General features: G+C 62.6%; 14 protein-coding genes and 1 pseudogene. 7 read left to right on the top strand and 8 right to left on the bottom strand.

Annotation, left to right across the window (positions count from 1 at the left end; genetic code table 11):
* Position 1 precedes the first annotated feature (1 nt).
* Positions 2–631 (bottom strand): FMN-binding negative transcriptional regulator, encoded by a 630-nt coding sequence (locus TZ03_RS06240; protein ID WP_051096477.1) that lies wholly within the window; start codon positions 629–631, stop codon positions 2–4.
* A 90-nt stretch (positions 632–721) separates the two neighbouring features.
* Between TZ03_RS06240 and TZ03_RS06235 the strand changes: the two genes are divergently transcribed.
* Positions 722–2,251: a PLP-dependent aminotransferase family protein gene (locus TZ03_RS06235; RefSeq protein WP_051096476.1), complete on the top strand. Its 1,530-nt coding sequence runs from the start codon at positions 722–724 to the stop codon at positions 2,249–2,251.
* A 132-nt stretch (positions 2,252–2,383) separates the two neighbouring features.
* On the opposite strand, the gene TZ03_RS06230 is transcribed toward TZ03_RS06235, so the two are convergent.
* The 4 genes from TZ03_RS06230 to aspA all read right to left on the bottom strand — a co-directional run bounded on the left by TZ03_RS06230 (position 2,384) and on the right by aspA (position 7,424).
* Positions 2,384–3,487 carry a polyamine ABC transporter substrate-binding protein gene (locus TZ03_RS06230; protein ID WP_051096475.1) on the bottom strand — a complete coding sequence of 368 codons (1,104 nt, stop codon included), beginning with the start codon at positions 3,485–3,487 and terminating at the stop codon, positions 2,384–2,386.
* Entirely contained in the window at positions 3,487–4,530 is a 1,044-nt protein-coding gene (locus TZ03_RS06225; protein ID WP_051096474.1) for a histone deacetylase family protein, read from the bottom strand. The genes TZ03_RS06230 and TZ03_RS06225 overlap by 1 nt, the downstream gene beginning before the upstream one ends.
* A gap of 212 nt (positions 4,531–4,742) precedes the next feature.
* Entirely contained in the window at positions 4,743–5,735 is a 993-nt protein-coding gene (locus tag TZ03_RS06220; protein ID WP_051096473.1) for an AraC family transcriptional regulator, read from the bottom strand.
* A gap of 264 nt (positions 5,736–5,999) precedes the next feature.
* On the bottom strand, positions 6,000–7,424 hold the full coding sequence (aspA, locus tag TZ03_RS06215) for an aspartate ammonia-lyase (protein ID WP_051096554.1): 1,425 nt from the start codon (positions 7,422–7,424) through the stop codon (positions 6,000–6,002).
* A 182-nt stretch (positions 7,425–7,606) separates the two neighbouring features.
* On the opposite strand from aspA, the gene TZ03_RS06210 reads away from it, so the two are divergent.
* Entirely contained in the window at positions 7,607–8,512 is a 906-nt protein-coding gene (locus TZ03_RS06210; protein ID WP_177328441.1) for a LysR substrate-binding domain-containing protein, read from the top strand.
* A gap of 6 nt (positions 8,513–8,518) precedes the next feature.
* Here TZ03_RS06210 and TZ03_RS06205 read toward each other — a convergent pair whose 3' ends face one another.
* Positions 8,519–9,136 carry a hypothetical protein gene (locus tag TZ03_RS06205; protein WP_051096471.1) on the bottom strand — a complete coding sequence of 206 codons (618 nt, stop codon included), beginning with the start codon at positions 9,134–9,136 and terminating at the stop codon, positions 8,519–8,521.
* Positions 9,137–9,404: 268 nt separating this feature from the next.
* Between TZ03_RS06205 and purE the strand changes: the two genes are divergently transcribed.
* From purE to TZ03_RS06180, 5 genes and pseudogenes are all read left to right on the top strand, one after another.
* Positions 9,405–9,896, top strand: coding sequence for a 5-(carboxyamino)imidazole ribonucleotide mutase (gene purE, locus TZ03_RS06200; RefSeq protein WP_009684500.1), 492 nt, complete (start codon positions 9,405–9,407; stop codon positions 9,894–9,896).
* A gap of 10 nt (positions 9,897–9,906) precedes the next feature.
* On the top strand, positions 9,907–10,989 hold the full coding sequence (locus TZ03_RS06195; RefSeq protein WP_051096470.1) for a 5-(carboxyamino)imidazole ribonucleotide synthase: 1,083 nt from the start codon (positions 9,907–9,909) through the stop codon (positions 10,987–10,989).
* 95 nt (positions 10,990–11,084) lie between these two features.
* Positions 11,085–11,330 (top strand): GlsB/YeaQ/YmgE family stress response membrane protein, encoded by a 246-nt coding sequence (locus TZ03_RS06190; RefSeq protein WP_051096469.1) that lies wholly within the window; start codon positions 11,085–11,087, stop codon positions 11,328–11,330.
* 48 nt (positions 11,331–11,378) lie between these two features.
* Complete coding sequence (locus TZ03_RS06185; protein WP_051096553.1) at positions 11,379–11,912, top strand: DUF3299 domain-containing protein; 534 nt, start codon at positions 11,379–11,381, stop codon at positions 11,910–11,912.
* A gap of 139 nt (positions 11,913–12,051) precedes the next feature.
* Positions 12,052–12,429: pseudogene (locus TZ03_RS06180) on the top strand (DUF3299 domain-containing protein); the annotation flags it as partial.
* A 124-nt stretch (positions 12,430–12,553) separates the two neighbouring features.
* Here the strand turns inward: TZ03_RS06180 and TZ03_RS06175 are convergent.
* Together TZ03_RS06175 and TZ03_RS06170 are read right to left on the bottom strand one after the other, a co-directional pair.
* Positions 12,554–13,450: a D-hexose-6-phosphate mutarotase gene (locus tag TZ03_RS06175; RefSeq protein ID WP_051096468.1), complete on the bottom strand. Its 897-nt coding sequence runs from the start codon at positions 13,448–13,450 to the stop codon at positions 12,554–12,556.
* A 70-nt stretch (positions 13,451–13,520) separates the two neighbouring features.
* Positions 13,521–13,919: an acyl-CoA thioesterase gene (locus tag TZ03_RS06170; RefSeq protein WP_003253317.1), complete on the bottom strand. Its 399-nt coding sequence runs from the start codon at positions 13,917–13,919 to the stop codon at positions 13,521–13,523.
* Positions 13,920–14,106 lie beyond the last annotated feature (187 nt).

Below are 14,106 nucleotides of genomic sequence, written 5' to 3'. Positions count from 1 at the left end.
TTCAGAGTTGGCGCATATGCGCCGCGAGTTGGTTGTCCAGTTGATCGGTGCTGGCGCTCAGGCCTGCGCGCACGCCGGCGATATCTTGTTCGCAGCGGTTTTGGCTGAGCTTGCGTGCACCTTGCAGGCGGGCAATGGGCAGGCGGATACCGACGATGGCGCGGAGCATGCTGTCGAGATAGTCGGCAGGGGCGTCGCTGACTTTCCACGGCTCGCTGCGATCTTTTTCGTGGCGGTCGGTCAGGCGGCTGACGATAGCCAGCAGCGGCGCGGCATCGTGGATCACTTGCGCCGGGCCATAGGCGTGCACGGCCAGGTAGTTCCAGGTTGGCACCACCTTGGGGTTATCGGCCTTGCTTGGGTAGTAGCTGGGGCTGACGTAGGCATCGGCCCCCGGGAACACCAGCAGGGCTTCACCACCCTGCGCCAGGTCCTGCCATTGGCGGTTGGCCCGTGCCAGGTGGGCATAGACGGTGCCGAATTCGCCTTCGGCGGTATCGACCAGCACCGGCAGGTGCGTGGCCAGCAGGCCTTGCTCGCCGTGGCTGACCAGAACGGCCAGGCGGGTGTCGAGCATGTGCTGGTGCAGGCGGCCGAGGTCGTGTTCCTGGTGGGGCTTGCTGTTGTACATGGGCGGAATCCTTGTCGAATGGCTTTATCCTAGGCAGGCTATTGGCTCTGGGTAAGAGCCATTACTGCCTGTTTTGATAGGTCCAATGCCATGAGCGAGCGCCCCCTCATACTGCCTTTCGACCCTGCCGGGATTACCCTTGATCGCCGCCGCGGGCTCAGCCAGCAGCTTTACCAGGCGCTGCGTGCACGGGTGCTGGATGGGCGCCTGAGCAGCGGCACGCGGCTGCCGGCTACCCGCGACCTGGCTGCCATGCTGGCGCTGTCACGCAACAGCGTGGTGCGTGCCTATGACCAACTGTACGCCGAGGGCTACATCGAAAGCCGGGTAGGCGATGGCACTTACGTTAGCCGTCTGCCGAAACTATCCACACAAGTATCCACAGGGTTATCCCGGGGTTTATCAACAGACTTATCCACATTTTCTGCAGAAGATACTGATGATATATCCAGCAATCGATATTTCAGTGAGCCTTTGCAGCGTCTGAAAAGTAACCACTTGCCCCCGCCGAGAAGTGGTGCGCCGCGTGCTTTTCGCGTCGGTATTCCGGCGTTCGATCTGTTCCCCTTCGACGTCTGGGCCAAGCTGCAGGCGGGTTTCTGGCGCAACCCGTGCGCCGCGCAGCTGGGTTATGGCGACCCGGCAGGTGAGCCGTTGTTGCGTGAACTGATAGCGGCCTACTTGCGTCGCTCGCGTGGGCTGAGCTGCACCGCTGAACAAATTGTGATCACCAGTGGTGCACAGCAGGCCATCAGCCTTTGTGCACAGCTGCTGCTGCAGCCTGGCGACGGCGTGGCTGTGGAAAACCCGGGTTACCGCGCGGCCGGGCATGCCTTTGCGCTGGCTGGTGGCAAGTTGCACGGCGTGGCGGTGGACGAGGAGGGTATGGACTGCAGCCGGCTCGGCCAGCTGGCGGACTGCCGGCTGGCCTATGTCACGCCGGCCCACCAGTACCCGACCGGCGTGACCATGAGCCTGGCGCGCCGCCTGGAATTGCTGGCCTGGGCTGAGCGTAACGATGGCTGGATCATCGAGGATGACTACGACGGCGAGTACCGATACAGCGGCGCGCCCTTGGCCCCGCTGGCGGCGCTCGACCGGCACGGGCGGGTGTTGTACGTCGGCACCTTCGGCAAGATTGCCTTCCCGGCATTGCGCCTGGGCTACCTGGTGCTGCCGCCGCAGCTTGCGTTGTGCTTCAGCCAGGGGAGGGCGCTGGCGGTGCGCCATTCGGAGATCAGCAGCCAGTGCGTGATGGCCGAGTTCATGGCCCGGGGGCATTTCCAGCGGCATATCCGGCGCATGCGCAAGGCGGCGTTGAGCCGGCGCAATGTGCTCAAGGCCGGTTGGCCTGTGGATATTCAGGGGTTGGGTTCCATGCCGGAAGTGGCGGCGGGGCTGCATGTAAAGGTCGATGTGGATAACTTTGCGCTGGAGCAGGCGCTGGTGGCCAAGGCCGAGGCGGTGGGGGTTGAGGTGACGCCGCTGAGCAATTTCTGGCTGGCGGACAGCGAGGTGCCTGTGGATAAGCGCTCGGGACTGGTGCTGGGGTTTGCTGCAGTGTCAGAGGGTGAGATAGCCGAAGCCTTGATGAAGTTGCGCAAGGCCTGGAGAAAGTGAATGGGGCCGCTGTGCGGCCCAAGCGCCGGCAAGCCAGCTCCCACCTCGACCGCTTCAAGCTCAAGCCATGCGCTAACTCTGTGGGAGCTGGCTTGCCGGCGATTGGGCTGCAAAGCAGCCCCCGGCTCTACATCAGGTACCGGACTTGATCCGCGTCCAGGCCCTGGTCCTGGCCCGCTCGGCATCGCGCTGCAACGGCTTGAGGGTATACAGCTTGGCCATCGCTTCTGCCGTCGGGTACAGGTTGGGGTTGTTACGAATCGCCGGGTCTACCTTGTCGGTGGCATCCTTGTTCGGGTTCGGGTAGCCGACAAAGTCGCTGATCGGCGCGATCACCTCGGGTCGCAGCAGGTAGTTGATGAACGCATGGGCGTCTTCCGGGTTGGCCGCGTTCTTCGGAATCGCCAGCATGTCGAACCAGATCGGCGCGCCTTCCTTGGGCAGGCGCATGTCCACCACCACGCCGTTCTTCGCATCGCGGGCGCGGTTGGCGGCCTGCGAGAAGCTGCCGCTGTAGCCCACCGCCACGCAGATATCGCCATTGGCGATGTCTGCCATGTACTTCGAGGAATGGAAGTAGGTGATGTGCGGGCGAATCTTCAGCATCAGTGCCTCGGCCTGCTTGTAGTCGGCTGGCTTGTCGCTGTTGGGCGGCAGGCCCAGGTACTGCAGGGCCAGCGGCAGAATCTCGGAGGGTGAGTCGAGCAGGGCCACGCCGCACTGCTTGAGCTTGGCGATGTTCTCTTCCTTGAAGATCAGGTCCCAGCTGTCCACCGGGGCGTTGTCGCCGAGCGCAGCCTTGACCTTGGCCGGGTTGAAGCCGATCAGCACGGTGCCGTACATGTACGGCACGGCAAACTTGTTGCCGGGGTCATTGGCCTCGATCAGCTTCATCAGCGCCGGGTCCAGGTGCTGCCAGTTCGGCAGCTTGCTGCGGTCCAGCGGCTGGAACACCCCCGCTTCGATCTGCTTGGCGAGGAATACGTTGGAGGGCACCACCACGTCATAGCCGGAGTTGCCTGTAAGCAGCTTGGCCTCCAGCGCTTCGTTGGTATCGAAGATGTCGTATATCAGCTTGACGCCGCTGTCCTTCTGGAAGTCGGTCAAGGTCTGCGGGGTGATGTAATCGAACCAGTTATACACACGCAGGGTGCGCTGTTCGGCTTGCGCCTGCAGGGCACCGGTGAACAGGGTGGCAGCGATGAACGGGGCGAGCAGACGCTTGAGTCGGACCATTACCGGGCTCCTGGCTGGGCGCGCTGGAAACCTTCCAGCACATTGACTGCGTTGATACCGATTTCTTCCACAGCGTAGCCGCCTTCCATCACGAACAGGGTCGGCTTGCCGAGTTGGGCGATGCGTTCGCCCATTTCCAGATAGTCCGGGCTGTCCAGCTTGAACTGCGAGATCGGGTCGTCCTTGAAGGTATCCACACCCAGCGAGATCACCAGCACGTCGGCGTCATAGCTGGCGATGCGCTGGCAGGCATCTTCCAGGGCGGCGCTCCAGGCGGCCCAGTCGCTGCCAGCCGGCAGCGGGTAGTTGATGTTGTAGCCTTCACCTGCACCCTCGCCGGTTTCGTCGGCATGGCCGAGGAAGAACGGGAACTCGTCCCGCGGGTCGCCGTGGATCGAGGCGAAGAACACGTCGTTGCGGCTGTAGAAGATGTCCTGGGTGCCGTTGCCATGGTGGTAGTCGACGTCGAGGATGGCGACCTTGCGCCGGCCTTGGTCGAGGAAGGCCTGGGCGGCGATGGCGGCGTTGTTCAGGTAGCAATAACCCCCCATGACTTCGCCGGCGGCGTGGTGCCCTGGCGGGCGGCACAGGGCAAAGGCTGAGTGGGCACCTTGCTGGATCGCCGCCTGGGCGGTGAGGGCGACCTGGGCAGCGCTGTAGGCGGCCTGCCAAGTGCCGGCGGTGATTGGGGCGCCAGCATCGAAGCTGTAGTAGCCCAGTTCACCGTGCAGGCCGGTGGGTTTTACCTGGCGTAAGGTGCGCGCCGGCCAGGTGAATGGCAGCAGGTCGCCTTCCTGGCCCAGTGCGGCCCAGCGCGCCCAGGCGCCTTCGAAGAAATCCAGGTAATCGGCGCTGTGGATGCGCAGCAACGGCGCGCGGCCGAAGTCGATGGGGCCTTGGACGTCGCCGAGGTTGCGCTTTTTCACCTGGTCGAGCACATGGTCGGCGCGCGAAGGCATTTCGAAGCAAGGCATCAGCTTGCCGTCGATCAGCTCGCAGCGGCCGTGGTGCAGGCGGTGGTCATCGGAATAGATCGTCAGCATTGTTGTTCTCCGGTGGGTACTGGCGTGGGTCCATTTTCATGGGTGGACCAGTAGGGGAGAACGATGCAAACGGCCAAAAGGGGATCGATGTGGCCAAGCTCGCTGGCCCTATTGATGGTGGCCTGTTCCGGCCTCTTCGCGGGTAAACCCGCTCCTACAACGATGGCAATACCCTGTAGGAGCGGGTTTACCCGCGAAGAGGCCGGAACAGGTCAGCCGCGGAAATGACTGGGTGCTACTCCGCTCCAGCGCTGGAAGGCATGCCTGAAACTGGCGGTCTCGCTGAACCCCAAGGTCTCGGCAATCCGGTAGATGGGCATCTGCTCATCGGCCAGCAGCTGCTTGGCCCGCTCGAACCGCAACTCGTCCAGCAGTTGTTGATAACTGCTGCCCAAGGCCTGCAAATGCCGGCGCAGGGTGCGTGACGAGCAGTTCATCTGCCGCGCCAGCCCTTCCAGCCCGGGCGCGGCATCCAGTTGCTGCGCCAGCAGCTGGCGAATGCGCCCCAGCCGGGCCTGGCGGCCGGTGAACTCCAGGTTCAGGCGCCGGCAGCGTTCGCTCATGGCCTTGTGGGTAATCGGGTCGGCCAGCGGCAGCGGCATGTCCAGCCAGCGCCGTTCGAAGGCAAAGGCGTTGTCCTCGGCAGCGAAACCGATCGGGCACGGGAATGCACCGGCATAGAGCGCGTGATAACCGGGCCGGGCGTGTTCGAAACGGGCGCCAAGCAGGGGCAGCGGGCGGCCGAGCAGGTCGTCGCAGATGACTTTCAGCGAAACCAGGCAGAACTCGGCGTTGAAAGCGCTCAGCGCCGGGCTGTCGTGATAATCGCTGGCGCTGAACCAGACGCGTTGGCCATCGTCGAGCAAGCGCAGCTTGAAGACTGTTCCCAGCAGTGCCGGATATTGCAGCGCCAGGCGCAAGGCGTCACCCAAAGTGGCACTGGAGAGCAAAGCGTAACCGAGCATGCCATAGCACGACACATGCATGCGCTGGCCCAGTTCCAGGCCGATGTCCTCGCGCCGGGCAACGGCGTTGGCGCACACCTGCAGCTCTTGTTGGGTGGTGATGCGTGCATCGGCGTGCCCCAGGTCCGCCGGGCCGATGCCGCTGCCGGCCAGCAGCGCCGAAGCCTCGCAACCGTCTGCCTGGAAGACGTTGAGGATCAGCGAAACGGCGTTGAGGGTGGTCAGGTGGCTGTGCAGCATGCTGGGTAATCCCGTTGGGCTGGGACGCATTATGGAGCAAGTTGTGTGCCGTTATCCGGGGGCCGCTTTGCGACGCAAGGCCGTTCCCACATTGGTCGGTGTACGCAGGCCTTTTGTGGGAGCGGCCTTGTGTCGCGAAAGGGCAGCGCAGCAGCCCCAAGATCCATCAGGCAAAAAAAAAGGCCCGAAGCATAGGCTCGGGCCTTGGAAAGGTTGAGAGGTGTCTAGTCCCTCGACCTGGTGAGACTGTTTACAGCGGCCTGGTTACGCCTTCAGCGGAACCAGACGGGGAGCGATCATGTTTTCCGGACGCAGGATGTCGTTGAGCATCGCGTCGTCCAGCAGCTTCTCCTCGCGCACCAGTTCCAGCACACCGCGGCCGGTTTCCAGGGCAACGCGGGCGATGCGGGTGGCGTTTTCGTAGCCGATGTACGGGTTCAGGGCGGTGACCAGGCCGATCGAGTGCTCGACCAGTTCACGGCAGCGCTGTTCGTTGGCGGTGATGCCGACGATGCAGTGCTCGCGCAGCATGTCCATGGCGCGCTGGAGCAGGCGGATCGAGTCGAAGATCTTGTAGGCGATCAGCGGCTCCATCACGTTCAGCTGCAGCTGGCCACCTTCGGCGGCGACGGTCAGGGCCAGGTCGTTGCCCATGATGGCGAAGGCCACCTGGTTGACGGCTTCCGGGATAACCGGGTTGACCTTGCCTGGCATGATCGAGCTGCCTGGCTGACGCGCTGGCAGGTTGATCTCGTTGATGCCGGTACGCGGGCCGCTGGACAGCAGGCGCAGGTCGTTGCAGATCTTCGACAGCTTGACCGCGGTACGCTTGAGCATGCCGGAGAACAGCACGAAGGCGCCCATGTCGGAAGTGGCTTCGATCAGGTCGGCAGCCGGCACCAGCGGCTGGCCGCTGATGGTGGCCAGGCGCTGCACGGCCAGGGCCTGGTAGCCAGGGTCGGCGTTGATGCCGGTGCCGATGGCGGTACCGCCCAGGTTGATTTCGGTCAGCAGTTCCGGGGCCAGCGAGCGCAGGCGCTGCAGGTCTTCGGTCATGGTGGTGGCGAAGGCGCGGAATTCCTGGCCCAGGGTCATCGGCACGGCGTCCTGCAGCTGGGTACGGCCCATCTTCAGTACGTGGTCGAATTCCTTGCCTTTGGCGGCAAAGGCCTGGATCAGGCTGTCGAGGCTGGCCAGCAGGGCGTCATGACCCAGCAGCAGGCCCAGGCGGATGGCGGTCGGGTAGGCATCGTTGGTCGACTGCGCCATGTTCACGTCGTTGTTCGGGTGCAGGTACTGGTACTCACCCTTCTGGTGGCCCATGGCCTCCAGCGCGACGTTGGCGATGACTTCGTTGGCGTTCATGTTGGTAGAAGTACCAGCACCGCCCTGGATCATGTCCACCACGAACTGGTCGTGGTAATCGCCCTTGATCAGGCGGGCGCAGGCTGCACTGATGGCAGCGTGCTTGGCATCGCTCAGGTGACCCAGCTCACGGTTGGCGTCGGCAGCCGCCTGCTTGACCATGGCCAGGGCCACGACCAGCTTCGGGTAGTGCGACAGCGGAACACCGGAGAGGTGGAAGTTGTTGGCAGCGCGCAGGGTCTGGATGCCGTAGTAGGCATCTGCAGGAACTTCAAGGGTACCCAACAAATCTTTTTCGACGCGGAACGATGCAGCGGAGGACATGATGTATATCATCTCGAATTTGACCCGGCACATGCCGGAATGGCGCCAATCCTAGGCCTGAAGGTGATTTTGCGGCCAATGCTGTTGCACGCTAACCTATGCACAAACGGCATAGTGTTTCATGTGACGCCAATTGACATTCGAGCGTGTTCCATTTTGGTGCATGCCAGGAGATGTGCTTCGTGAACCTTGAAAGCAAATGGCTGGAAGACTTCAGTGCGCTGGCCGCCACCCGCAGCTTTTCCCAGGCGGCAGAGCGGCGTTTCGTCACCCAGCCGGCGTTCAGCCGGCGTATCCGCAGCCTGGAAGCAGCCTTGGGCCTGCAACTGGTGAACCGTTCCCGCACGCCGATCGAACTGACCGAGGCGGGCCAGCTTTTTCTCGTCACGGCGCGCACGGTTGTCGACCAGTTGAGCGAAATTCTTCGTCATTTGCATCATCTTGAAGGCGGCCAGGGCGAGGTGGTGCAAGTAGCGGCCGCGCACTCCCTGGCATCGGGCTTTTTCCCCCGTTGGGTAGCGCAGTTGCGCAACGATGGGCTGAACATCGCCACCCGCCTGGTTGCGACTAACGTCGGAGATGCCGTCCATGCATTGCGCGAAGGCGGCTGCGACCTGATGCTGGCTTTCTACGACCCGGACGCGGCCCTGCAGATGGATGCCGAGATCTTCCCGTCGCTGCACATGGGCAACACCGAGATGCTGCCGGTGTGCGCCGTGGATGCCGAGGGCAAGCCATTGTTCGACCTGGAGGGTGAAGGCAGCGTACCGCTGCTGGCCTATACCGCGGGCGCCTTCCTCGGTCGTTCGGTCAACCTGCTGCTGCGCCAGCGCAACCTGCGCTATACCACCGTCTATGAAACCGCCATGGCCGACAGCCTCAAGAGCATGGCGCTGGAGGGCATGGGCATCGCCTGGGTACCGCGGCTGTCGATGCGCGGCGAGCTGGAGCGCGGCGAACTGGCTATTTGTGGTGGCAGCCAGTGGCATGTGCCACTGGAAATCCGCCTGTACCGCTGTGCCTTGGTGCGCAAGGCCAATGTGCGGCTACTCTGGCGCAAGCTGGAAAACACGCCTGCGCCAGAGTAAACCTCTTCAGTTACGGAGCGCTTTATCCAGGTAATTGGATATGGTCGCTCTGTTCTGATCGCTGTAGCGGTAGCAATTAGACCGAAGCGGGTTGCGGTTCGGATAGACATAGCTCTCGCATGGCCATGGGGTGTAGCGTAACTCTGCCGCTTCGTGAGTAGCATTCATCGTGTGGCCCTGTTCATGCCCCAGTGTGGAATAGGCGGCCAGCGAGGCGATTGCGTAAGGATGGCCGATCATGGCCAGGCCAAAGGTTTCGATGCGTTCACTGTTAAGGCCGAAAGGATTGCGCGCCAGCAAAATCGCTTTCTGCCACCTGAACTGCGGATGTGCGGCCTTGGCAAAGATGTTGACAGTTTCTTCTGGAGACATCTGCTCATAGGGGATATCGGTAATGCCTGCAACATCACGCTTGAAGATGATCTCAATTGAGTGATTGCTGATTTTGCGCATTTCTTCCAGCCACGGCTGCACGTAGTCTTTATGAATGCTTTCGTCGCTGACATTGGCTAGTTCATCGTGCGGAAAAATAGTAACCACCAAGGACCTCGCAGCCCATGTGGGGGAGGCCTGAAGGGCTATCGTCATGCAGAACAGCAGTGAGGCGAGAAATGGTCTGGCCATCTTTTACTCCGAGAAGTTGAACAAGGGTGTTCAATCCTCTTGCAACTACCGTTACGCATCGCAGCCGGAAAAAGTTGTCCCGCGAGACAGCTTGCCCTTTTATCTGGCATGTGCTTGCAGGGGTGGGCGGCCCGCCTGCAAGTACGCTACAATCCCGCGCCTTCGGCCACCTGGTCGATTTAGAATCCGTATGACAAGCCACGCCGGCCCACCCGCGTGGCTTGTTGCTTTTAGCGCGCCAGAAGGCGCTTGCAGGAGAGGCTCGACGATGAGTGCACTGGTTGGCGTGATCATGGGCTCCAAGTCCGATTGGTCCACCCTTAGCCACACCGCCGATATGCTGGAAAAACTCGGCATTCCCTACGAAGTGAAGGTGGTGTCCGCCCACCGCACCCCGGATCTGCTGTTCCAGTACGCCGAAGAGGCCGAGGGCCGTGGCATCGAGGTGATCATCGCGGGTGCCGGTGGCGCTGCCCACCTGCCAGGCATGTGCGCCGCCAAGACCCACCTGCCGGTGCTGGGTGTGCCGGTGCAGTCGTCGATGCTGTCGGGTGTCGATTCACTGCTGTCGATCGTGCAGATGCCAGCGGGCGTGCCGGTTGCCACCCTGGCCATCGGTCGTGCCGGTGCGGTCAACGCCGCGCTGCTGTCAGCCAGTATCCTCGGCGCCAAGTACCCGCAGTTCCACGCGGCGCTCAAGCAGTTCCGCACGGAGCAGACCGACACCGTGCTGGACAATCCAGACCCGCGCCAGGCTTGAGGCTCAACCCATGAAGATCGGTGTAATCGGTGGCGGCCAGCTGGGCCGCATGTTGGCCCTGGCGGGCACCCCGCTGGGCATGAACTTCGCCTTCCTCGACCCGGCACCGGATGCGTGCGCTGCGCCTCTGGGCGAGCACCTGCGTGCCGACTACGGCGACCAGGACCACCTGCGTCAGCTGGCCGACGAAGTCGACCTGGTCACCTTCGAGTTCGAAAGCGTCCCGGCCGAGACCGTGGCCTTCCTCTCGCAATTCGTGCCGGTCTACCCCAGCGCCGAAGCGCTGCGCATCGCCCGTGACCGCCTGTTCGAGAAGAGCATGTTCCGCGACCTGGGTATTCCTACCCCGGCCTTCGCCGACATCCTCTCGCAGGCAGACCTGGACGCCGCTGTCGCCAGCATCGGCCTGCCGGCGGTGCTGAAAACCCGCACCCTGGGCTACGACGGCAAGGGCCAGAAGGTGTTGCGCACGCCAGAAGACGTGGTCGATACCTTCGCCGAACTGGGCAGCGTGCCGTGCCTGCTGGAAGGCTTCGTGCCGTTCACTGGCGAAGTATCGCTGGTGGCCGTGCGTGCCCGCGATGGCGAAACCCGCTTCTACCCGCTGGTGCACAACACCCACGAGAGCGGCATCCTGCGCCTGTCGGTGGCCAGCCAGGCACACCCGCTGCAGGCCCTGGCCGAAGACTACGTCGGTCGGGTGTTGCGGAAGCTGGATTACGTTGGCGTGATGGCGTTCGAGTTCTTCGAAGTCGACGGTGGCCTGAAGGCCAACGAAATCGCCCCGCGCGTGCATAACTCCGGGCACTGGACCATCGAAGGCGCCGAGTGCAGTCAGTTCGAGAACCACCTGCGTGCCGTCGCCGGCCTGCCGCTGGGCTCGACGGCCAAGGTGGGCGAGAGCGCGATGCTCAACTTCATCGGTGAAGTGCCGGCCGTGGACAAGGTGGTGGCCATCGATGACTGCCACCTGCACCACTACGGCAAGGCCTTCAAGGTTGGTCGCAAGGTCGGCCACGCCACCCTGCGCTGCCATGACATGGCCACCCTCGAGCGCAAGATTGCCGAAGTAGAAGCCCTGATCGGCGATTGATCGAACTTCTGTCAGCGGCTTGCCCTCTGAAATGGCAACAAGCCAAAGCGCTGTCTAGGCTTTGGCTTGTTCCATTTCACTGCAGAGGGATTGCCATGGGTATCATTGGAACCATCTTCATCGGCCTAATCGTCGGCCTGCTGGCCCGCTTCATCAAGCCGGGCGACGACAGCATGGGCTGGATCATGACCATCCTGCTGGGTATCGCCGGCTCCTTGCTGGCCACCTATGGCGGCCAGGCACTGGGCATTTACCAGGCCGGGCAGGCGGCAGGCTTCTTCGGCGCGCTGGTAGGTGCCGTCATCGTTCTGGTGATCTACGGATTCATCAAGAAACGCTGAATACTGGGTAGAATGCCCGACAATTCATTCGAGTTGTCGAGCATTTCCATGCGTGCCTTTTTCCTTGCCCCACTCATCTTGGCCAGCGCCCTGGCCCATGCCGAGCTGCCCGAAACCGACTGGCTGGAGCTGATGCCCAAGTCGGACCAACAGGCGCTCGAGCAGATGCCTGAAATCGACCACAACTCGCCAGAAGCCATGGGCACCTTTACTGCCAAGGGTGGCCTGAAGCAGAGCAAGGGCTTGCCGGCAGTGATGTACTCGACCAAGACCGTGACGGCCATGAACGGCAAGGACATCCGCCTGGGCGGTTACCCGGTGCCGCTGGAGAGCGACGCCAAGGGCAACAGCACGCTGTTCTTCCTGGTGCCGTACCCAGGCGCTTGTATCCATGTGCCGCCACCGCCGCCGAACCAGCTGGTGCTGGTGCGCTACCCGAAAGGGTTGAAGATCGATGACATCTACACGCCGCTGTGGGTCAGCGGCAAGCTGAAGGTGGAGAAGGTCAGCAATGATTTGGCCGATGCGGCCTATGCCTTGGATGCAGGGAAGGTGAGGGTGGTGGAGGATGCCGATCTCTGATCGCCTGTACTGGCCTCATCGCCGGCAAGCCAGCTCCCACAGGTCCGCCACAGGTCTTGAGCCATGTGCAGTACCTGTGGGAGCTGGCTTGCCGGCGATGGGGCCAGTACAGGCAACACACCTTTTAGATCACTTCACAACCAATCCTGCCAAGGGTGGCCTGAAGCAGAGCAAGGGCTTGCCGGCGGTGATGTACTCGACCAAGACCGTGGCGGCCATGAACGGCAAGGATATCCGCCTGGGCGGTTACCCGGTGCCGCTGGAGAGCGACGCCAAAGGCAACAGCACGCTGTTCTTCCTGGTGCCGTACCCAGGCGCGTGCATCCACGTGCCGCCACCGCCGCCGAACCAGCTGGTGCTGGTGCGCTACCCGAAAGGGTTGAAGATCGATGACATCTACACGCCGCTGTGGGTCAGCGGCAAGCTGAAGGTGGAGAAGGTCAGCAATGATTTGGCCGATGCGGCTTATGCCTTAGATGCAGGGAAGGTGAGGGTGGTGGAAGACGCCGACCTCTGATCGCCTGCACTGGCCTCATCGCTGGCAAGCCAGCTCCCACAGGTCCGCCACAGGTCTTGAGCCATGTGCAATACCTGTGGGAGCTGGCTTGCCGGCGATGAGGCCAGTACAGGCAACACACCTTTTAGATCACTTCACAACCAATCCTGACCCCCAGCGAACTGCTGCCCCCAGGCTTCAACTCCACCAGGTCATCCCACACATTCGCCGTCTCGATGCACAGCATCCGCTGCCAGCCATCATCGGCCATGTCCGGCAACTCCTTGGCCCGTTCGGTCCAGGGGTTCCAGATCACCGCCGAACGCGACCCGCTGCTGGTCAAGGTAATCCGCCGGTTCCAATGTGGATCGACAATGCTCAATTGCGGCGGGGTAGCCAGATAGATGCGGTCAGTCTCCCCGGCAAACTCAAGAGCGCCCTGCTGCTGGCGCAGTTCCCAGTCAGCCAGCGTCTCGATGTACCCCAGCCCCTCGACCCCTTCGACCCGCGCCTGGCGCACATCGCTGACCGCGAAGTAGCTGTGCAGGGCCTGGCTGATGGTCACCGGGGTATTGCCCATGTTGCGGCTGGTCAGGTTCAGTGTCAGCTCTTCACCCAGCGTTATCGCCAGTTTCAGCTCCACATCATGCGGCCAGCCTGGCAGGTCGCCCTGCGCTTCAGGCAGTTCGAACTCGATCCTCAAGGATTCGCCCACTTCCTCGATACCCAGCAACTGCCAGTCTCGCCCGCGCGCCAGGCCGTGGGCAGGCGCCTGCTCGCCGCGGTACATGGCCTGCACGGCCTGGGGGTTGCGCTGCAGGTTGCCGAACCACGGCCAGCACACCGGCGCCCCGGCGCGTACCGACTTGCCCTGGCGGAAGATGGCCTGGTCGCTCAGCCACAGCAGTGGGGGCTCGCCCACCCGCTGGTAGCTGAGGATTTGCGCGCCCTGCTGGGCGATCAGGAGTTCGGCGTGGTCGCTGCTGATACGCCAGCAGTTCAGTTCGCCATGTTGCTCGGTCACGACCTGGAAAGTAGCCATTGCGTTCGTCTCATTGTTTGCCAGTGGGCTTGGACCCGGGCAGATACAATGAGTTTACCGCCGGCGTGGCTCAGCGACGAGGTACGGAGCGGGTGCGGCCACTGCCGTCGATGGCGACGAAGACGAATACCGCTTCGGTCACCTTGCGCCACTCGCTGGACAGCGGGTCGTCACTCCACACTTCGACCATCATCTGGATCGAGCTGCGGCCGATTTCCAGGGTCTGGGTATAGAACGACAACTGCGCGCCCACGGCGACCGGCACCAGAAATGCCATGCGGTCGATGGCCACGGTGGCTACTCGGCCACCGGCGACACGGCTGGCCATGGCAGTGCCGGCCAGGTCCATCTGGGCGACCAGCCAGCCGCCGAAGATGTCGCCAAACCCATTGGTCTCGCGCGGGAGTGCAGTGATCTGCAAGGCCAGGTCGCCTTGCGGGATTGGATCTTCTTGTTCGAGCTCAATCATGCGATGGGGCCTCTGACCCGTGACGCTTTTCGTTGGTGTGGCGCAAAGGCCGGGTAAACGATTCAGCTTGAAACATACTACGCCGATTTCGTTTCACTGGGCGGCCGTAGGGAAACTCTGCGAAACCGCCTGACTATAGTGACCGGCGTTTTCGCACAACATCCCACGTTAGCAGCAACCTTTTCCT

Origin of the sequence: Pseudomonas sp. 10-1B, from assembly GCF_000935045.1 — a bacterium.
In the GTDB taxonomy this organism is placed as follows: domain Bacteria; phylum Pseudomonadota; class Gammaproteobacteria; order Pseudomonadales; family Pseudomonadaceae; genus Aquipseudomonas.
This window is presented reverse-complemented; position numbering and strand designations above follow the sequence as displayed.